This is a genomic window from Flavobacterium sp. LAR06, assembly GCF_041946075.1.
GTDB lineage: Bacteria > Bacteroidota > Bacteroidia > Flavobacteriales > Flavobacteriaceae > Flavobacterium.
Genome location: NZ_JAUTYT010000002.1, coordinates 156,123 through 177,544, shown reverse-complemented (window position 1 = coordinate 177,544; position 21,422 = coordinate 156,123). Strand labels below are relative to the sequence as shown.

The following is a 21,422-nucleotide window of genomic DNA, read 5'->3' as shown; positions in this document are numbered from 1 at the left end:
ATAAAAATCATGGAAATAGATAAATTTGAAAAGCTGGAAACTATTAAAAGATTAACGTCCAGTTGTCTGAATACTTTGAGACCAGTTGATTATAAAAACAGGATTCACATTGCTGAAATAAAAGTATATGATTATTACGAACTTGCCTCAGTTATAAGAAACCTGATGAAATTATGTATTGTGGCTTTGGATCATGATGGAGCAAAACTTCCTGATACAATAGAGAACCAGTCTATAGATGTTGGGCTTATTCTGGGAATTGCATTGCAGTTATTTCCAGTTGACGAATTTGAACTGCTAAATGAAATAAATATATTATTTCCTGTTGATGACCAAATGATAAATGAGAAAACTGAAAATCAGAAAGAAAAATTCAAAGAAGAATCAGCTTAAAACTGTCTTAAACAGCATTCCACACTATATTTTGAAGTGGATAAAAATTGAAATCCTATTTATCTTTATACACAGTATAAATATCAAAAACTTGCCCAGCAATTAATTCGAGTTTCGGAATTAACATGACTTGATTAGATTTAAAATTCATATTTAGATGGTGATTTGTTGGACATATTATGTCCAACAAACTGATAAAAAAGCATATTATCTTTGTAAAAGCCGGAATGAAATACCTTATCATGGGTAAATTTCGCTTATGATAATCAGTGTTTTAGATTCTATCTTTGTAAAATAAGTATAAGTAAATGCCGTGATTTGTTAGAAAATCAATTTTAACTTCTGAAAAAAAGACCTGACTTCAGAAGGTATTTTCATCTCCCGGCAGGGCAAGTTGTTTTGACGCACTAATCGAATTTCGAGTGCCTCAAAACACAACTTGCCGTGTTCTGATGAACATAAGAATCAGCCTCTTCAGGCGGATTAAAGTTAACAAGGAAAAACAGCTTTAGGCTGTTTTGTTTTTTTTTAGATTTATAAGTTGTTTTACAACAAAAGCATTTATACAAGCATGTGATCTTGCCGGAAAGTATATATACAAGAATGCAGGCAGGCATGTGAACATAGAAGAGAGTATGCAGGCAAGAATGCAAGAATGCAGGAATGCAAGAACGCAGAAATGCAGATACATAAGCGCCTGAGTATATAATAAAGTATATATGTAGAAATGCAGGTGTAAAAACAGAGACATTCAACCTTTGTTTATTAATCCTAGCAAAGCAACGACATTCTGCAAAACAGTTTTGCGAAAACTTTCAGCATTTTGTCAAACAAAGCCTTTCAATGCCCCAGCAGGTCAGTTTAACTTAATTCTGCTGCTGTTTTTATTTCTTTATTGGCTAAACTCTAGGAGTCTGTAGTCATTCTAAAAATTATATAAAAGTTCAAAAAATAATAATTGAAAAATAATTATGGAAAGTTTAGAAACATTATTCCGGTCTTTTGAAACAGGTATTCGAAGTGCAAAGGCTTTAAAGCCCAAGGAGTACCTAAAGAATATCGGACTGGAATATTCAGATCTTCGGATCGGTTTTAATTCAGGTCAGTTCCATCATCGCAAAACCCTTAAATCCAAAGACCAGTTTGAAAAACTGGGCGTGATTACCAAAAGTGATGCGGGCGTTCGGGACGATTCCTTTACAGCCTACACCGTGTTTGGACGGTATGGGCTTATTTTTCCACTTCTTAACGAGGACAACAGCATAGTGAATTATTATGCTTTGCGTTTTGATCTGGACGAGCAGAAAGAGCAATATCTGAACAACGAAGGGATCTATCCCGCCTATCCGCATCCCCTTACCAAGAAATTATACTTAGCACCGACTGTTATTGACTGTGCAAGTTTAATACAGAGTAAGGTACTGGATCAGAGAGAAGCGGTTATTGCCCTGCATGATGGGGAACTGCTTGAACAGCACTTGGAAGTTATTAAATCATTATATGAACTGGAAGCAATAGTAATTTTTAAGCGGTGAGAAAATGGAAAAGATCAGATTACAAATGCAGGAGATCAGACCCGATGTGCCACTCTCAATAGTCGAACTACCTGAGGGGCATAGTCTAAATGACATGTGGGTCAATTATGGAACGGACGGAATGTTGAATCTTTTAAAAAGTGCAAAAACTGAAAAAGCAGGCAATGGATTACAGATTGTAAATGGCTATAAAATCAGCTACAAGGGACTATCAGGAACATTCTTTGTTCTGGGTAACCTGCCGATGGATTTAGGAAATCTTAGAGTATCATTGCAGATTGTAGAATACAATACGCAAAAAAAGCACAGGCTTAAAATTGATCTTTTTGATTTTAGCAGTGTGCAGAACCAGTGTACTGACTTATCAGAAAAACAAGGCTTTGATTACTGTGAACTCGAAACGGATTTAATTCAGTTAACGGATCTATTGGAACATCACAGGGAATCTCTTTTTGAGGCTGAAATCAACCCACAAGCGGAGCGTTATGCTGAAAAAGAGCTCACTCCTTTAGCGCAGGAAAAAGCGGTCGTATTTCTTTCAAAACCAAAACTGCTACAAAGCATAAATAAACTCTTGGAGCATAACGGTATTGTAGGCGAAGAAGAAAACAGAATCGTTTTATTTGTTTTGGCATCGAGCTATAAAATGCCGTATCTCATGCATGGTCTTGTTCAGGGATCAAGCGGTGAAGGGAAAAGTCATTTGGTAAATGGAATTGCGGGATGCATGCCTCAGGAAGATGTGATGAACATGACCCGTATTACAAGCAAATCACTTTACCATTACAGAGAGAAGGAACTTATCAATAAGCTTATTATCATTCAGGATTTCGACGGGCTTGATGAAGAGGCTCAGTACGCTTTTCGTGAAATGCAGTCAGCCAAATTCCTGACAAGTTCCACTGTGGTCAAAGACATTTTTGGAAACAACAGGGGAAGAATCAAACACGTACAGGCGCACTTTGCCAGCCTTACTACAACGACCAAAGCTGAGGTCTACTATGACAATATGAGCCGTTCGGTAATCTTGGGTGTTGATGAAAGCCAGGAACAGACCCTGCGCATTATTAAAATTCAGAATATGAAAATAGCTGGACTGAGCAACAGTGAAAAGGAAGAAGAGGCAAAACAGCTTTTAAGAAATGCCATGCGTGTACTTAAATCCTATGAGGTAGTGAATCCTTTTGCTGATAAACTCACCTTACCGCTGGAAGCCAAGATGCTGAGAAGGCTCAACAGTCAGTTTCAAAACTTTGTTTCCCAGATTACCATTCTGCATCAGTACCAAAGAAAGACTGATACAAAAGGCAGGCTGATTTCCACTAAGGAAGATATAGCGCAGGCTGTAGATATTTTCTTTAGCTCTATCATTATCAAAGTGGACGAACTCGATAAAAGCACAAGACAGTTTTTTGAGAATCTCAAAGCCTTTGTAAAGAGCCAGAAAGCAGGAACATCACAGAAGTTTACGGCAAGGGAAATCAGACAGGGGCTGAATATCAGCAAAACATCGGCATTCCGCTACATGCAGTTACTGCAGGAACTCGAATACATTCAGGCAATTGAAGGCTCAGTTAACAGGGGATTCAAATTTATGATTTCCTATTGGGATGATATGGAAAAACTAAAAAAGAAAATAAAACAAGAACTGCACAAACAGCTTGAACAATTTTAAAGTGGAACGCCACGGAACACCAGCGGAACACCGAAGTACCAGTGTTTACTGACCATATGATACTGGTGTTCCGCATTCCACGGAGTGCGCAAGCGACCTCTTCGGTAAAACCAAAATTCAAGAACAAAAACCATGAAAAAAACGATACAGACCAAAGACTTTCAAAGGCTGGCAGACACCTTTGATGATTTTGTCAAAGTCAGGAATTACAAGGAAGGTAAAACCAATAAATACCGCAATACGATATCAGAATTTTTAATCTGGCTAGAAGAATCAGGAATTACCAAGATTCAAGCGGTAACCACCAAAGACTCCGTAAAATATTTTGATTACTTAACTGCAAGACCAAAACTGCGGGGCGAAGGAGTTTTAGCTTACGCAACAGTCAAATTTCATCTTTTTGTACAGGGAATTTTTCTAATCAACCTTCTGGAAAACAAGGAAATTCAGAAGGCTTATTATATTCCAACGATAACTGGCGGTACTCAGAAAGCCAGAAACATTCTCACAACTGAGGAGATCAAATTAGTATACGCGCATGCAGAGAATGAATATGAAAAAGCACTGCTATCTATTGCCTATGGATGCGGACTTCGAAGATCAGAAATTGCAAACCTAGATTTAAAAGATGTTAGCCTCATAAAAGGAATGTTGATTGTAAGACATGGAAAGGGAAACAAAAGACGTGAAGTGCCTATGAGCGATACAGTTCTTAATTATTTAAAGAAGTATATCAGGGACGAAAGACCCGAAAAACTTTCCGGCAAGAATCAAAACGAGGAAGCGTTTTTTATTAACAGCAAAGGCAGGCGCTCTAGTGGTGAGAATCTAAGTGACACTTTAAGAAAGATGATTGAGCAGACTGGAAATTTTGAACTCGTTCAGAAAGAAATCACTCTTCACTGCCTGCGTCACAGTATTGCATATCATTTGGCGGAAAATAATGCCGGAATTGACTTTATACGCAGTTTTTTGGGACATACCCAAATCAATACTACATACATCTACGCTATTCAAAACAAGAAAAGAAAACCAGTTGTAAATTTTTAAAACGTAAGAAATGGAAAAGCCTGATTTAGAAAATTTTCTTAGAGGAATAGTATCCGAGAAAACATCAGAAAGTTATCTGTACACAATTAATCACTTTTTAAATACCAATCCAAAAGCTAAACGATATCAGTATAAAGACATTGTGAACTATATGGAAAAAGTAAGTAAAAAGCAGTCTAATGTTCAATATCGTATCCGAATTTTATCAGCCCTTAAAAAATATTATGATTATTTAGTGATGTTAGGTTACAGAAGCGATCATCCCTGCAAAAGGCTCAATATTAAAATCAAAGGCAACCAGACGATTCAGGTTCAGGAATTATTCAACAGCATGGAGTTACAGCTTTTAATGGAACGAGAGAATCGTTATAAACATCTTGATGTCAGAAATAATGTTTTGATCTCGCTTCTTATTTATCAGGGATTAGCCAGTGATGAAATTGTCCGGCTCACTGTAAAGGATATTGATCTGGATAACGGCACTATTTACATCAAGGGTTCTGCAAATCTTAATAAAAGAAAATTGGAACTTGTACCGAAACAAATGATATTGTTTTCCAATTATATAAATGAAACCCGTCCAGCAATAAAGCGCAGTATTACAGATAAATTTATACTGACCAAACTAGGAAAGCCTATTACCGTTGACAGTATTCATGCCATGACAGAACCTCTAAGAGTATTATTTCCTGACAGAAAACTCAATCCGCAGACCATTCGGATGAGTGTGATCTGCAACTGGCTTAATGAAAAAAACATTCCTTTGGAGAGAGTTCAGGAATTGGCAGGACATAAATGGCCGGGGACTACGGAGAAATATATTAAAGTAAATGCTTTAGAACAACGTGAGTTGATTAACCGTTATTTCCCAAGTATCTAAAGAATTAAATACAAGTTAAAATTATACAATATGTATAATTTTTAAGTATATTTGTGTAACGAATTTGTTTCAGATAATGAATGTAAAAATATTAAAAATCGATGAAAATAATTTAGTAGATGCTAAAATTTCAGATGCAAAATCAGTAAAACTAAATCTTCCTTCCATAACTGACGGATGGAGGTTTAATTTTAAAAAACACTCAAAAGAAGCCGGTCACGAAACTTATATTTTGGTAAGTGAAGAAACCCCAAATATAATCGAAGGATGCTTAATTTTTGAGATGAAAAAGAAGGTTGAGCCTTATATGGCGTATGTAGAAATTGCGCCTCACAATAAAGGGCTGAATAAAAAACATGAAAAAGTAGCAGGCTGTTTAATTGCGTTTGCCTGCAGGTTAAGTTTTATAAAAGCCAATGAACCGTATAGAGGTTATTTGGTATTTGATGTTAAGGAAGAGGATAAAGCCGATGAGGTAAAGCTCATGGCAGTTTATTCAACAAAATATAGTGCACTGAGATATGGTGAAACAACCATGATTATTCCTCCAGTGGGAGGTGAGAAATTAATTACCGAGTTTTTAAATTAAAGAATATGAAAAATAAAGAAATTCAAATTAGTGATATTTGGAACGATAAGAAAAAAGCTGATTTAAAAGAAATAATTAAATCGCATTCTTCAAAACAATCTAAAGAGCAGATATTAAAGAATCAATTGCTTTCTATTCAATATAAATTGGAAGATTATATTCAAAGCGAAAATGATACTGAGGTTTTAAAAGTCCTTGATTTTGTTAAGATGTATTTAAAAACACTTAATATTACTAAAAAGGAATTGGCATCTTACTTTGAAATGAAGGACAGTAATCTTCATAAGTACCTTATCGGAGAAAGAAAGTTAAATGCAAAACTTGCATTGAAGTTAAGTACTTTTTCCCATACGAAACCAGAACAATGGTATAGAGTTCAGGTGAAAAACGAAATGATCGAATTGAACAGAGAAAAAGCGAATGTTGAAGCTTATAAAAAATATGATTACCGGAATTTAATAGAAGCCGTTTAAGCTTTAATCAAATAAAATACTACAAGCCCTCTTCGAGGGCTTTTTTTTGGTTGTAAAATATTAGTTCAAAAAAGGAGAAAAAAAAGTTTTGCTGGATTTGTCCCCTATCAAAAAACGAATTGCAGGCTTTTATGTTAACTACTTTTGTGTAAAAAATAACATGTTTAATGATTGATCTTTATGCTTTTTATTTACTTTTTTTTGTGTCCTATTTTATTTTATACCTGATAAATATCTTCGCAAAATGAATTGTAGAAATTGTTTTAATTAAAAACATTATGAGAATTTGATGTCACACCGTATTTAAAATAAGATTCTTCAATTTGTAAACCTTAGTGGATAAAATGAATTTAAACAAATAAAATATAGAAGTCATGACTAATTTAATGATAATACCTTGTCTCATATTTGCTTTAATTGTGCTTTTTGCTTGCTTGCCTCCAAAAAGAGCTTATGTCTCAGCTAGGTGTTTCAAACTTGTTGCTAGCGCATTTTCAATCAGCAAAATTTGTGATGCAATAATTGCCTATTATAAAAATAAGAAATAAGATTTTCTAATTGATAAATGTTACTTTTGATTATTAAATTTAGTAAAAAAGGTTAATAACAGTCCTGTAGCAAGATATTTGTTCTCAATTAAGATATTGTTAGACTAAGATAATATGAAAAGTAATCAAGATAGAAGGAAAGAAATCTTTAAAGATTCTTTACCGGATGCAGGTAGTAAAGAATATTTTAAGATAATTAATGATCTTGAAAAGAAAGATAATGCGAACATAAAAGAATTTGTTAAAGAGAGTTTTAAGAAAACTCGAAATTCTTTCGTCGCACAACTCCTTTCTAATTGTGATTTAGTTACAGAAAATACACTTCGTCATTTTCTGAATGAATTTAATTACCGTGCATGGAATCATGGTTTAAGATCGATGTCACAAATGTTCAATATAATGGAAGCATTTTTCATTTATAGAAAACCACACATATATTTTGAACTTATTGAAGAAGAAAATTATTTAATATCATTATTTGATTTTATAGATTTCATTACATCTAAAGAATTTAGCAATGATAAAAAACTCATAGAAGAGAATCTAACTAATAATCTGATTTTTAATTTTAATATAGGTAAAGACCTAGACCTAATTAAATTTAGTGCAAATGGTGAGGAATTTATAATTAATGGAATATCTATAATTAGAAAAGATCAAGAAGTAACAATTGTATTGAATACAGGAAAGAAGATCAATGAGAGAAAGATTGTAGATGTAGAGAAGTTCAATTTTGAAGGAAATCCCAATAAAATCGAGTTAATTAAAGAATTTAATAAATCCTTAAAAAATAAGCAAGTTGAAACTGAATTTATTGATCTTGAAAAGAAATATGCAAAATTTCTTGTTGCTTGTAGAATAGATTTAGTAACAGAAACAATAGATACGCGTTATGTAGCGGAAGAATTTACCCACATGTTTACAATTGTTACCGACGATCTAGATGGTTTTGTTGACAAAAATGGAAACTTTAGATCTTCCTGCGAAAAGGAAATGCACGAAACCAATCTCACTAAATTAGATGATTTTAATGCTATTATTGAAGTAGCAAAAATGGCCATGTATATTCCATATTATTTAAATATTAACGAAGATGATATTGTGGAAGAAATTCATCAAACAGAATTTTTTAAAGAAAGCAATAGTCCCATTAAAAAAAGAAAGTTTAAGGACACCTTCGGGCATAAATATCCCTTGAAGTCACTTTATATTTTAGATAAGAATAATAAACTGAAACCAGATCAAATAAAAGTTAGAGATGACCTCTTTAATGTAACGACTTCTGGATACTGGAAGAAAATAAATATAGATGAAATTGGTTTGGATAAAAAAGGGGAACCCATTCATGGTAAAACTTGGGTCAATCAAAATTTGAGTTGGTTTCATGCAAGAAGAGATGATTTAATTATAAAAAAGGAAGGAAAATTATTTGCAGGTAAAAATGCAGGATTTATTTATATATTAAGAAATCCCATAATGGGGAAAGATATTTTTAAAATTGGTTTGACCCGTAATAATGTATCGGAACGAGCGGATCAATTATCAAAGACAAGCGTTCCTGATAAGTTTTATAAATCGCAAGAATGGCAAGTGAAAGATTGTGTTCAAGCAGAAAGTGAAATTCACAAGCTATTAATGGGATTTCGTATCGATTTAAGAAGAGAATTTTTTCATATTCAGTATAATAAAGCAGTAGAGGTAATTTTTCAGGTTGTTAATCAAATAAATAAGTCAGTAGTTTAATTTTTAAATGAAAAAGAATAATAAAGCTGTTTTGTAATTTTAAAGTAAAATATGAATATACAAGTTTACGGTTTTCCGTAGTTTTTATCCAAAATTCCTCGTTACATTGCAATTGATATATTTGATAACTAATAATAATAAAAATGAAACATATTCTATTTGAAAAAGCGTTAGTGTATAAAAAGCGTAAAGAAATTACCCCACCAAAAGACTACGAATATGATTATATTTTGGGTGCTTGGGTCAACAAATTGAGTGATTTACTTTTAATCAATTCTGCAGATTTTAAAGGACAATCAACAAAAAAGTTAGATGTCGAAACTGGTGAAGATAATAAAGGACAATAATAATGGAGAATGTTTTATTTCCAAGTGTTTTAATAATTTCTAATCGTTATGACTTTTCTAGCGACTTCATTGCTGTAGAACTTGATAATCAAAAAATTTCATATCTGAGGATAAATAGAGATGAATTAAAAGATTATATTATTGAATTTAATCCATTAATTCCAGTTATTAAAGGAAGTTTTAAAGATATTAGTTTTTGTATTTCAAGTGAAACTTTAAAATCAATATACTTTAGAGCACCTACATTTCTAAGGGATATTTTTCAAGATGATATTAGCGAAGAAGAACAATTAATTAGAAGCCAGTGGACAGCTTTTGTCCGTTCCTTAAGCGTTTTTGAAAATATCATTTGGCTTAATAATCCGATAGATATATATAAAGCAGAAATAAAACCACATCAGTTATATATTGCTAACAAAATTGGTTTTAAAGTTCCATCAACACTTATTTCAAATAAAACTTTAAAAATTGATTATGAATATACTGCAATTAAATCAATAGATACTGCAATAATTAATCTTGGAGAACACGAAGGTTTTGTCTATACTGAATTATATAAAACTGCAGAAATTGTGGAACAAAAGTATTCTTCTCCTTTTTTTATACAGCAAGGTTTAATACCAAAGTTAGATATACGAGTTACAGTAGTTGAAAATGAAGTGATTGCAGTTAAAATTTTTCAAAAAAATAATAGTGAAATTGATATTGATTGGAGAAGATTGAAAGAAGAATTACAATATGAAATCATTGAATTACCTGAAAATGTTAAAGAACTGTGTATCCAGTTTTTAAAAGAGTTTAATTTGAAGTTTGGTGGAATTGATTTAGTTTTTTGCAACAACGAGTACTATTTCATAGAAATAAATCCAACTGGAGAATGGTCTTGGCTTCAACAAAATACGGGTTTTAAATTTGATAATGTTATAGTTAACGCTTTGAATAAATAAGATGCTTATACAATTTTTAAAACAGCAAGTATTTCCTGGAATATACGCAACTTATGTTAATCGTCAGATTTCATTAATTTATGAAAGACAAAGAAAATCTGAAGTCGATGTCTCAGCAATAAAAGGAAAAGAGGAAGAATATATTCTTAAATTAAAGGAAGAGATTAAAATACAATTTGACCGTAAAGTAAAGATTGAGGATAAAGCGAAATCTTTGTTATTTATTATTACTCTAGCTATAACGACTATAACTTTTTCATTGAATTATTTAAAAGAAAATTCGAATCAATTAACACCATTAATTTTTATTGTTTTAAGTATTATATACTTTGTTTTTGGTGGCCTTAGGGCATTACAAACATTTAATATTAAACAATTTCACGTCGATCAGCCTACTATAGATTTCCAACAAAATAAGTTTGTTTTAATGCCGGAAAAAAAAACAATTTCACATTTAAAAGAATTGATTATAAGTAAATCTTTAAACGATTTGATAAATACCAAGACATCAAATTTAACGTATGCCTCATTTATTCTTATTAGAAATGGGTTGATAATGTTCGTTCTGTTTTTTATATCTACCATATCTATATTGCATTATGAAAGCAAAACAAAAAATGAAATTGTCAGTAAATGTCCTGCAGTAAAAGAAATTAAAAAACAATGATTCATTTAATGACTGCTACTGCTACCACATTTTGAATAATGATTTAGAAACAATTAAATATATGAGAAAAATAAAAATACTTCATTTAACGGACTTGCATTTTTCAGGAAATGCAAAAAGTAAAGAAAACCAAGAGTGATTAATTGGTTCATTGATTGACTCCTTAATAGTATAAAAAAATAACATCGTTTAAGCAAAATGTTCTTATAAAAGTTTTATCAAAGGTGCTGTTATTATAGAAAAGGTTTGCAGACCCTTAGAAGTATAAGTATAACGGCAAGGAACTGCAGGACGAGCTGGGGCTTAACATGTATGACTACGGCGCAAGGAATTATGATCCTGCACTTGGTCGCTGGATGAACATTGACCCGTTGGCTGAAGTATCAAGACGTTTTTCACCATACACATATGCTCTAGATAATCCTGTGTTTTTTATTGACCCGGATGGGATGGAAGCGAAGAGCAATACGCTTTTTAAAAGTAAATTTTTGAATGAAAGCGGAGGACATTGGAGTGATAAAAGTAGAACGCAAAGTGACGATAGTACTAGCTCAGATAATGCTAACAATCTTCCAAATTTATTGGCGGATAACATCGAGCCTAGTAATATTGTAGAAGGTGATGAGAAATATACAAGAGAACCAGGAAAGGGCGGGTCAGGAAAAGATGGGAAAAGATGGGAAAAGAAAAGGAAGAAAGAAAGAGAGAAAAAATCAACCAATTGATAAATGGGCTTTTCTTGGTAAAGGTTCTGTTCCATATAATGGGAAAGCATATGGAGGAACAAACTTTATAGGGCCTGGTCCAGATGTAGATCCTTATACTTTACCTCTTAATCCGGTAGACGAAGTTGATGCTGCCGCTCAAGTACATGATTATGCATATTTCGAAGCAAAAACAGGGGGAGCAGTTGGAGCATTTTTTGACAAGAGAGTAGCGGAGGCGGATATTGTTTTGACTTTTAGTGCTTTACGAACCATTAGAGGTTATCATACAGGGGAATTAGATGATGTTACTGGAAAACCTATTTCCATAAGAACTTATAATTTAGCTGTAGGAGTGGTTTATCTTTTCTCGGGAATATCATTAAAAAAAATAATTGATACATTTTAATAACTAAAATTTAAACTATGAAGATAAAAACAATTTTATTATTTATTTTACTTATTAATCTTTATGGATGTGTGAATCAACCAGGCATAGAAGATTCACTAGGAACGTTTGACATCTCAAAAGATGATAAAAAAATTTTATTTTCTTATAAAAAAGTGAACAAATCCTCAATATATTCGATGAATATTGATGGTACAAATATTAGGTCGATAATTGAGGCGAAAAATGGAAAAAATTTTGTGAATCCAAGATATTCTAATGATAAAAAAAAAATATTATTCATAGAAAGCAGTATGCAAGGGCAAAAAAATAGTTCGTTATGTATAGCCAGTCCAGATGGAAATAATATAATTAAAGTAGTAAATGAATTAGGTGTTATTACAGAAGCGTTTTTTAGAAGTAATGTTGATGAAATTATATTTTGCAAAGCAAATGAATACAAAAAATATTCTCCAATTGGAAGAAAAATGCCTCATGATTTTGATATTTATTCAATAAACTTAACTACTGGGCGCCTAGTAAGGCTTACCAATATTAGTGCATACTCAATCAATCATATTACAGAAATAGATGGAAAAATAACATTTAACTTAAAATCAAATGCTTATAATGGTATTTTTACTCTTTCTGAACATAATATTGTACCTTTTATATCAAACGGTAAGTTTAAAGATAAGATTGTAAGTTCTGCTTTTTTATTTCTACCTGAAAAAAAAGAAATTATATATGTAGATTCTTATGATTTATTTAAAATGAATACTAAAACAAAAAAAAGTACTTTTTTGATTAAATCAGATTTTGGTATAGTTTCATTAATGAGAAGGTTTAATAACTCAAAAAAAATATTATGTTCAATGCAAAATGATACAAATCTTTATATCTTGGATAATAATTTATTTTCAAAAAGTGTTATTTCAATAAATTTATAATTAAATTAAGGGTAGTGGGTAATGTATCAGATGTGTTGTTGGTTAATTATTGCATCTAACATTTACGGTAGTGTTTCAAAGTTAGTGATATAAGATTTTAGATTTCTAACCTTTTGAAATTGAACAAATTTTAGAAATAAATAATTTTAAGATGAGCAGTGATGCTCATCTTTTTTGTTTTATTATTGCCTTAAATGTGCTAAAATGAATAAAAATTCGACATGGTGTTCCAAAGTTAGTGATGATGTAAATTGTCAAAAATGTAACGAGAAAAAGGTTATTAAAAATGGGAGAACTAAAAATTATAAACAGCAGTACTACTGTAAAATGTGCTGTCACCGTTTTATAGAAAGTTATACAAATCAAGCTTACAAATTAAATATCAATCAAAATATCATTCAATTAACCAAAGAGGGAGTAGGTATAAGAAGCACGGCAAGAATATTAAATATTTCTACTACAACATTATTGAAAAGGATTGTTTCTATTGCCAGAAGTATTTCCAAGCCAATTATCAGCAAAGGCAAAACTTATGAAGTCGATGAGCTGTGCACTTATATCAGACACAAGAAAAAAATTACATCTGGCTGGTTTATGCCTTGGAAAAGAATTCTAAAACAGTTGTGAGTTTTAATGTTGGGAAACGAACCAATAAAACGCTGAGCCGTGTTCTGGAAACTTTAAAATTATCTGACGCTAAAAAGATATTTACAGACAGATTAAAAAACTACAGGTATTTGATTGACGAGAAGCTGCATTCGGTAAAGCGGTTCGGGACAAATCATATTGAAAGGAAGAATCTGACACTCAGAACTCATCTAAAAAGACTGAACCGACGGACAATCTGCTTCAGTAGAAGTTTAGTAGTTTTTATGGCAGTTTTAAAGATTTATTTTTGGATTTGAGTTTAGTAAGTTAATTTTTTTAGAGAATTAACTTAACGGGACTTGAACCAATTTTCCTTGAAAACACTGGGAGTTTTTATTTTTAAAAAATAAAACAAGATTTTTCGAATCACAAAAAAGCCTGAGAAATTTATATTTCTCAGGCTTTTACTTGTTCTAGTAGCCCTAACGGGACAATTCTCGAACCATTTTGGCGATGATTTGAAAAGAATTAATATTATTTTATATTAATTTTCCTTTCAAATTACATCCTACTCACTTTACAATATTTTACCAGTTTAACCAAAGTGTATATATATACATCGCTTTTACTTTTATGGTCAGAAAGAGGAACGGATTTCTTTAATACAAGATTCTTTATACATACTAAAAGTATTCAACAAATTAAAAGTCCTTTTTGATTAGTTGTAAGGATTATCTATATATTTGGTTTAAATTAGCACGACGTTTGTACTAACTTAATTATATGGAAAAAGAACAACTATCAACTTCGAGAAAGAGTAGAATTAAAATTGAAAGTACAGTACTTGTTGCAATTATAGCACTTGCTGGAACATTTTTAGGTTATGTTTTCGACAGTTACAATAACCGGCAACAGCAACAGAGGGAATTTGAGTCAACATTAATAATAAACGCTGTGGAAACGGGAAATTCAGATATTAGCAAGAACAATCTGAAGTTTTTAATTGACGCTAACTTAATTTCAGATAAAGCCCAACAAATCAGGTTAACCGAAATTATTACAGACTCTACCTACAGAATTTCTCGCGGAGTTTCAAGTTCATGGCCTGCTGGTGATTCAGTATACATCTGTATGGATTCGGCGGCCTTAAAATTTCATTTTGCTAAAAATTGTCGTGGGTTAAGTAGTTGTAGTTCTAAAATTATACAAATATCAACTATTGAAGCAAAATCAAAATACAATCGGAAACTTTGTGAATGGGAAAACTAAAACTTTGTACTAGATACTACAGTAGAATTGAGTATTATGCTTAATCGGAAGGATGTTTTGTATTTAGAGTCATTTAGCAAATACTAAGAATGTGTTTAATTTAGTCCCAAACCTGCTATAGTAGCGGAAGTTAACATAAAACTTTAAACGTTAAAAAATATGTTTCCAATCGTATATCCAAATAATAAAAATGCTAATGCAGATAATCTAAGAGATTATATAATGAAAGTTTGTCAAACTCACAAAGCAGAAGGAAAAGCTTTAGCGTTTGCATTTATCGTAGCTGATTTGCACAATCCGCACGTTAATAAAATTTTACATGACCACAATTACATAAATGCTCTCCACGAAATTTCAGGAAAAACATTAACCGTTTTCTTTTTGATGGATGATTATGTAAACCGAGCAATAATCAATAGTTCAAATTCAAATAGAATTTTGCTTGAATTAGGGGTTGAGCCTTTAAGTGGCCCACCATCTTTAATGCCTAAACAATTAGCGAAAATATTAATTGAAGAGGAAATTTTACAAACACCTTGTATTCTTTTCTTTCAAGTGGAAGAGTATAATGTAACAGACTTTTTTATTACCAAACTTAGAGAAAATAAAATTGAAGATGGATTCTTAGAAATCAAGGATATTATAGAAAAAGCAGTTAGGAGTTTAGCGAAAGTTAAACCAGAAAATCATAAAAATTCTAAGGAATTGTTTAGTCTAATTAAACAAGAAATAGAAAGCTCCGAATTTTGGAAAAATGCTACTAAAGTTTACCAAAAAATCGTGAAACTAAAAGAATTTATTTTGCCTTTTACATAAAAAGCCAGATATTAATAACAGTTTTAAAAAATTGAGGTTTTCTAATTACTTAATATAAAGTTTTAGTCTTAAAAAATTCCCAAATACTTAAATCTGCGATACGTTGTGTAATATTAACCATGAAATCTAAAATATGACGATTGTAAAACCTTCCCCATTTGAAATTGATGATACCTTAAAAAAATGGGATAGCTTAGAAAATTATGTTTTACAGGAAAGTAGTCTAAAGAAATTATTTACTCAAACATATCCTTACAATATCGACATAGATGATGTATTAATAAAAGTTTGCTCCCTTAATGATTTTTACAGCACAAATATTTTCTCACCATTCTCAGTCGCAAAACATATTGTTGAATTAAGGATTGATGAGAAACTTGAAATAGACGATTTAACAATAGTAAATAAGATTGCTAATGTAAAAATGCCTGGAGATAAGAAAAGAAATTTTTATTCTTTCGCATCAAAATATTGTAGTCACCATAAACCAGCCATCTATCCAATTTATGATTCCTTTGCGGAAAAAATGCTTTGTCATTTCGAAAAAATAGACAAATTCCATAATTTTAAAAAATATGATTTGAAAGATTATGAAACCTATAGATATATTATCCAAAAATTCAGCGACTATTATGGTTTGGATGATTATGATTTAAAAGAGATTGACAAGTATTTATGGATAAAAGGGAAGGAACATTTCGCCAAAAATTATAAATTAAAGTAGGACTAACGCACAAAACAGCTACTGCAACGAAGTTGAACAATTGGCTCAAAAAGAAAATTAGGATTTGCTGTTTTTCAGCAATATATTTGTCTAAACGAAAATACTCGTTTTCAAAGTTCTACAACTCCACTAGCATATGAACGTTAATAACAATTTGTACATAATTCTATAAATGGATATATTTGAGATCCCAAAGCAAATAATAAGTCTTTTTCAAGATCGATCGATGAAAAATACGACTAAGTCATTCGTTGTATTGTTTGTTATTTTATCAATCATTGGATTAGATAATTATTTAGGAATTTCATATTATAATAATATTGACAACAAGTTATTAGAACTAAAAAAAGTCAATGAATTATTAGAAAGTAAAACTTTAGATAAGGAAACTAAAAGATATTTGTTTAATATAAAGAGAGAAATACTTGAGAGAAAGACCTTTGTGGATAATGTCAGTGATTCCTTCAAACAAATTTCATTCACAAGTTCTAAAACCGAAATTGTAAACGAAGTAAAGCAAAGTGTAGTTTTACGTAATAGCATTATAGAATTTATTTCAATCAATTGGTTTTTCATTTTTTTATTTGCTGGACTCCCCTTTTACTTTTTTATTATTAAGGCTTTCGAGAGTTTTTGGCAAAATTTATTGATGGTATTAGCCGTTGAAACATTTCTTATTATTTTCAGTTTTATTCTCTATTTCTTTTCCTCGATAGTTCCAACTATTTTTGGACGACCATATTTGAATTACATTTTGAATTTTATCATTCTTTTAGTTTTAATAACAATATATTCAGTTCGTCTTCATAAAAAACAAAATATCTACAGATAAGAGAGGTTTTGCGAGATTTCGAATTTTGCAATAAGTTCACGTTTGCGTTCCACAAGAAATTTTGCCTCAATGGAAAATAAATAGTTGAGAAGTTCTCAAACATTTTATGCTATTTATTAGTAAGAATATATAAATAATGTCACCGATAATTATAATGATATTATTTTAAATAAAGACTTAGTAGCTATAGTACGACTTTGTGCAAATTTCTCCTAACTTCACAATCGCAAAGAAAATTCACAAGCATAAAAAGTAAAGTTCGTTTTTACTTTATTTTTAATATTCACAAAGTTTGAAATTGTGATAATAAACAAAAAAAGCTCCAGATTTCTCTGAAGCTTATCTAATAATGCTAATGGGACAATTTCAAACATTAGTTCGAGAAGAAACTTAGAAATTGATTATGCTACGCTAAATTTGCTGTCAAAATGTCAATTTTGTTATCTAAAATTTGAAAATCTTTATCGTGGGTAACGATTTTATATTTATTTAATATTGCTAACTCACTATAAATACCTGCTACAACGGATTTTGGTAATTGGCTTAATGAAAAGATGGTTTTGTGTTTGGATGATTTGACAAATCCGAAGAATGGGGTGAATTTAGTCTCGAACCCGCTATAGTGCCTGAACGTTTGACGTAACCTTGAACTTAAAAAAAGAGACGAATTTAAGGATGATATTAACTACATCATCTATGCAAAAAACAAAAACCTAGATAGGATTCGAACCAAAATTACTCGCAAATATTCAGACTTTGTACAATTAAACAAATCACTAAGGGTTTTCGAACCATAAAAAAGCCTGCAAAATGTACACTTTGTAGGCTTTCAATTTTTATAGTGACCTTGACGGGGCAGAATTCGAAACATTTAATTGAAGATTTGAAGATTTTGAATGATCTGTAATTTTGTCATTTAAATTTAACATCATTATTTAGAGTCTAATTCCAATTAATCAAAGTAATAAGATAACCAGAATTTACACTTTCTGTTTGTTCGAAGAGTCTTCAATAAATAAAATTACGTTTGATGGTTTATGAAATAAAAATCCTATTTTTGAAAACAACTAAATACTTACATTTGTCAGGCATAGCTACCTAATTTAGGGTAGATAAGTCGGACATCGTCAGACATATATACGAGTTAGGCACAATACATCACGAACTGATAATTAATGAGACAATTTTTCACTACAATTAAGTTTTTAGAGTTAGAACCCTTCGATGAAGAATTTATTGAATTGATTCCAGGAATTAGAATTTTTGAAAGCAAAAAAATCGCAGAAAAGATTCTAACTGAAGAGAACGTGCAAATAATTGGTATAATAGAAACACAATATGTAAAAGATTGTGAAGCTATTCTATATTATGAATTTGAAGATTATGAAGATGCTTTTAAAGACTCAACTAATTTAGAAATACTGGAAAATATTCTTCAATGGATTGATGATTTATTGAAAAATTTATGGCTACTAAAAGATAATGCAGTTACATGTGATACTGCTTTTTTAATTCACGAATCTGAAGGAATTTATGAAGCTTCTAGTTTACGATTGTTATATCAATTTAATACTTCAAGAGGAAAACTGGAAAACATTAAATTAAATAAAAAAGAAATTATAGAATTTGCTAAATACCATGATATTGTTGAAGGCTATTTTCACACAAAAAATTCAGGTTCACTGAATTTTATGCTTAGTAAAAATTTTAGCCGAATTAGTAGAGGCTTACTATTTGTAAAACAAGCAAGAGAAGCTAGGAATCTGGCTTACAAAGTTTCAAATTATTGCTCCGCTTTAGAAACTGTTTTTTCAACAGATAGTGCGGAATTGTCACACAAATTATCGGAACGCATAGCTTATTTTTTGAAAGACGATTTTAATAAATTAGATACATTTAAATTAATCAAAAAAGCGTATAACATAAGGAGTAAATTAACACATGGCGATACTTTGGACATTAAACAAATTGATGTTTTAGATGATATATCATATGAAATTGATATAATTATACGCTTTTGCTTTAATAAAATTCTTAAAGATGAAACTTTACTTCTTACATTCGATTCATCAAATAATGTAATAGATAGCTATTTTGAAAACCTACTTTTCGGATAATAGTACTGTGCCTAACAGCCACTACAACGGATTTGGGCATTGGGCTTAATGGAAAAATGGTTTTGTATTTGGGATGATTTGGCAAATCCGAAAATAGGGCTTAATTTAGTCCCAAACCCGCTGTAGTGCCAAGACGTTGGCAGACACCGAAGCGCGCGTGAAAGAAGATAATTTATAATTAGAAATGATAAAATGATTTAATAAAAATAAGCTTTTTGGGGTCAGAAAGGTCGGAATGATACGTTTAACTATAATATACCAGTCTAAAACATACGTTAGCTGGGAAGGTAAATACCAATTTCCAAATATTCTGATGAAAGAATTAATGAGGAAAGAGTTATTAACAGCATAATGACTGTTGAAGCCGTGAGGTTGGTTCTGCGTTTCAATTTTCTGAACATATTAGATGTGTTTATGGATTTAATTACAAAGATAACAATTTCGATACCTGAAGAGAGTAGTGTCGCAATAGCCTTGCAAAAGGCAAAAGCTTCGACGGAGCCTGTACATTCTAAACCTGCTACTATAAAATCTGACCCCTTTTTTTAAAATATGGAAATAGAAAACTGGTTTAAACTTAAAAAATATCCACATATTGGTTTACCAATTACAATCAAAGATTATAATTGGGCAAAAGAATATATAATGGATAAAGAAAAAATAAAAAAGCATAGCTTTCTTCCTCTTATTCATAAATGTATTTCGCAGAGAAAATTTAGACCCGATAAAACTAGAACCGACTTAACTAAAACAAAAAAAAGATTTAGAATTAAAGACAAAAAAGATAGAAACATTTACTTTGCTTCACACATTGATTCTTTAATTTTTTCATATTATAATACTTTATTAGTTGATGCTTATGAAGCATATATTTCAAAGAAAGAGTATAACAATTCGATAGTTGCTTATAGAAAAATTCCGCTTTTTAAAGGCGCAGAAAATAATAAATGTAATATTGAATTTGCAAAAGAACCTTTTGAATTTATTAAAAAAAATAATGAAAAAAAACTTTCTGTAATTGTTGCTGACGTCACTTCTTTTTTTGACAATCTTGACCATAAAATATTAAAAAAACAGTGGGCTAAAATATTAAGCGAAAGAACATTACCTCCAGAGCATTATAATGTTTTCAAGGCTCTGACTAAGATTAAATATATTGAAGGCGAACAACTTTTCAATAGTTATAATAGAACTATGATAGTTGAAAGAGGATTACCTAATTACTCTAAAAAATCAATTTACAAAAGAAAAGAAATTAGTAAATCTCACTATTTCAAAGAAAAAAAAGCAGTTGCATATTGTGAAAAAGATGAATTTATAAAGAATAATTTAAATTTAGTTATTTCACAAAATAATAAAGCTGGAATTCCACAAGGAAGCCCAATAAGTGCGACATTGGCAAATGTTTATATGATCGATTTTGACAAAATCGTTTATGAAAAAGTTGATTCAATTAAAGGATACTATCAAAGATATAGTGATGATTTAATTATAATTTGCGAACAAGAATATGAGGATGATATTATCAAAACAATCAGAGAAAATATTTCGGCCAAAAATGTAGCTAATCTTGAAATTCAGCCAAAAAAAACAAGTGTATATCGATTTGAAAATATAGAAAATAAGTTTAAAGGTTTTGAAATTGATGAAATAACTAAAATACCAAATTTTAATAAAACACTTGAATACTTAGGTTTTTCTTATGATGGGCAAAAAGTGCTAATTAAAACTTCTGGTTTTTCTAAATTTTATCGCTCAATGATAAAATCATTTAAAAAATCAGCTTCACTTTCAAAATACAGCAAAAATCCAGATAAGAGAATTTTTAAATCTAAACTTTTTAAAAGATTTTCGTATCGAGGCTCAAAAAGAAAATTAATTTATAGACCATCTAAAGACGATAAAACAAAATACGTAAAAACTAAAGAATATAATTGGGGAAACTATTTGAGTTATGTCTATAAAGCTAATTTTACAATGAGAGAAATCAATCACGAAGATTCAATTAAAAAGCAAACTCGTAAATTTTGGAAAAACTTTAATCACTTAATGAAAAAACATAGCGCTTAATAAAAGGCGATCTGCCAACACACGCTACAAGCAATTTGGGCATTTGGCTTAATGGAAAAATTGGTTTGTATTTGGAAGATTTGGCAAATCCGAAAGATAACGCTTATTTAGTCCCAA

20 protein-coding genes and 1 pseudogene are annotated in these 21,422 nt (G+C 30.7%); all 21 read left to right on the top strand.

What is annotated here, in order from left to right; all coding sequences use genetic code 11:
• The first annotated feature begins 9 nt into the window (after positions 1 to 9).
• The 21 genes and pseudogenes from Q7C23_RS04015 to Q7C23_RS03915 all read left to right on the top strand — a co-directional run bounded on the left by Q7C23_RS04015 (position 10) and on the right by Q7C23_RS03915 (position 21,305).
• Complete coding sequence (locus Q7C23_RS04015) at positions 10 to 393, top strand: hypothetical protein (protein WP_375031288.1); 384 nt, start codon at positions 10 to 12, stop codon at positions 391 to 393.
• A gap of 971 nt (positions 394 to 1,364) precedes the next feature.
• Positions 1,365 to 1,928 carry a hypothetical protein gene (locus Q7C23_RS04010; RefSeq protein WP_375031287.1) on the top strand — a complete coding sequence of 188 codons (564 nt, stop codon included), beginning with the start codon at positions 1,365 to 1,367 and terminating at the stop codon, positions 1,926 to 1,928.
• 4 nt (positions 1,929 to 1,932) lie between these two features.
• Positions 1,933 to 3,603, top strand: a complete 1,671-nt coding sequence (locus tag Q7C23_RS04005) for a hypothetical protein (RefSeq protein ID WP_375031286.1) — start codon at positions 1,933 to 1,935, stop codon at positions 3,601 to 3,603.
• A 132-nt stretch (positions 3,604 to 3,735) separates the two neighbouring features.
• Positions 3,736 to 4,653 (top strand): tyrosine-type recombinase/integrase, encoded by a 918-nt coding sequence (locus Q7C23_RS04000; protein ID WP_375031285.1) that lies wholly within the window; start codon positions 3,736 to 3,738, stop codon positions 4,651 to 4,653.
• A 10-nt stretch (positions 4,654 to 4,663) separates the two neighbouring features.
• On the top strand, positions 4,664 to 5,533 hold the full coding sequence (locus tag Q7C23_RS03995; protein ID WP_375031284.1) for a tyrosine-type recombinase/integrase: 870 nt from the start codon (positions 4,664 to 4,666) through the stop codon (positions 5,531 to 5,533).
• A gap of 76 nt (positions 5,534 to 5,609) precedes the next feature.
• Positions 5,610 to 6,122, top strand: a complete 513-nt coding sequence (locus Q7C23_RS03990) for a hypothetical protein (RefSeq protein ID WP_375031283.1) — start codon at positions 5,610 to 5,612, stop codon at positions 6,120 to 6,122.
• Positions 6,123 to 6,127: 5 nt separating this feature from the next.
• Positions 6,128 to 6,595, top strand: a complete 468-nt coding sequence (locus tag Q7C23_RS03985; protein WP_375031282.1) for a transcriptional regulator — start codon at positions 6,128 to 6,130, stop codon at positions 6,593 to 6,595.
• A gap of 662 nt (positions 6,596 to 7,257) precedes the next feature.
• Positions 7,258 to 8,886: a GIY-YIG nuclease family protein gene (locus Q7C23_RS03980; RefSeq protein ID WP_375031281.1), complete on the top strand. Its 1,629-nt coding sequence runs from the start codon at positions 7,258 to 7,260 to the stop codon at positions 8,884 to 8,886.
• Between the two features lie 143 nt (positions 8,887 to 9,029).
• Positions 9,030 to 9,233, top strand: coding sequence for a hypothetical protein (locus Q7C23_RS03975; protein ID WP_375031280.1), 204 nt, complete (start codon positions 9,030 to 9,032; stop codon positions 9,231 to 9,233).
• Positions 9,234 to 9,235: 2 nt separating this feature from the next.
• Positions 9,236 to 10,180, top strand: coding sequence for a RimK family alpha-L-glutamate ligase (locus tag Q7C23_RS03970; protein WP_375031279.1), 945 nt, complete (start codon positions 9,236 to 9,238; stop codon positions 10,178 to 10,180).
• A 1-nt stretch (position 10,181) separates the two neighbouring features.
• A complete protein-coding gene (locus Q7C23_RS03965) occupies positions 10,182 to 10,847 on the top strand; it encodes a hypothetical protein (RefSeq protein ID WP_375031278.1) in 666 nt (221 codons plus the stop codon).
• Between the two features lie 308 nt (positions 10,848 to 11,155).
• A complete protein-coding gene (locus Q7C23_RS03960; protein WP_375031277.1) occupies positions 11,156 to 11,572 on the top strand; it encodes an RHS repeat-associated core domain-containing protein in 417 nt (138 codons plus the stop codon).
• Positions 11,469 to 11,960, top strand: coding sequence for a hypothetical protein (locus tag Q7C23_RS03955; RefSeq protein ID WP_375031276.1), 492 nt, complete (start codon positions 11,469 to 11,471; stop codon positions 11,958 to 11,960). Before Q7C23_RS03960 ends, Q7C23_RS03955 begins: the two co-directional genes overlap by 104 nt.
• Positions 11,961 to 11,977: 17 nt before the next feature.
• Positions 11,978 to 12,889 (top strand): TolB family protein, encoded by a 912-nt coding sequence (locus tag Q7C23_RS03950; RefSeq protein ID WP_375031275.1) that lies wholly within the window; start codon positions 11,978 to 11,980, stop codon positions 12,887 to 12,889.
• 204 nt (positions 12,890 to 13,093) lie between these two features.
• A pseudogene (locus tag Q7C23_RS03945) lies at positions 13,094 to 13,794 on the top strand (IS1 family transposase).
• A gap of 466 nt (positions 13,795 to 14,260) precedes the next feature.
• Entirely contained in the window at positions 14,261 to 14,746 is a 486-nt protein-coding gene (locus Q7C23_RS03940; protein ID WP_375031274.1) for a hypothetical protein, read from the top strand.
• Positions 14,747 to 14,905: 159 nt separating this feature from the next.
• Positions 14,906 to 15,562, top strand: coding sequence for a hypothetical protein (locus tag Q7C23_RS03935; RefSeq protein WP_375031273.1), 657 nt, complete (start codon positions 14,906 to 14,908; stop codon positions 15,560 to 15,562).
• Between the two features lie 133 nt (positions 15,563 to 15,695).
• Positions 15,696 to 16,286: a hypothetical protein gene (locus Q7C23_RS03930; RefSeq protein WP_375031272.1), complete on the top strand. Its 591-nt coding sequence runs from the start codon at positions 15,696 to 15,698 to the stop codon at positions 16,284 to 16,286.
• Positions 16,287 to 16,512: 226 nt separating this feature from the next.
• Positions 16,513 to 17,118 carry a hypothetical protein gene (locus tag Q7C23_RS03925; protein ID WP_375031271.1) on the top strand — a complete coding sequence of 202 codons (606 nt, stop codon included), beginning with the start codon at positions 16,513 to 16,515 and terminating at the stop codon, positions 17,116 to 17,118.
• 1,175 nt (positions 17,119 to 18,293) lie between these two features.
• Complete coding sequence (locus Q7C23_RS03920) at positions 18,294 to 19,235, top strand: hypothetical protein (protein ID WP_375031269.1); 942 nt, start codon at positions 18,294 to 18,296, stop codon at positions 19,233 to 19,235.
• Between the two features lie 552 nt (positions 19,236 to 19,787).
• On the top strand, positions 19,788 to 21,305 hold the full coding sequence (locus Q7C23_RS03915; RefSeq protein WP_375031268.1) for a reverse transcriptase domain-containing protein: 1,518 nt from the start codon (positions 19,788 to 19,790) through the stop codon (positions 21,303 to 21,305).
• The last annotated feature ends 117 nt before the right edge of the window (positions 21,306 to 21,422 follow it).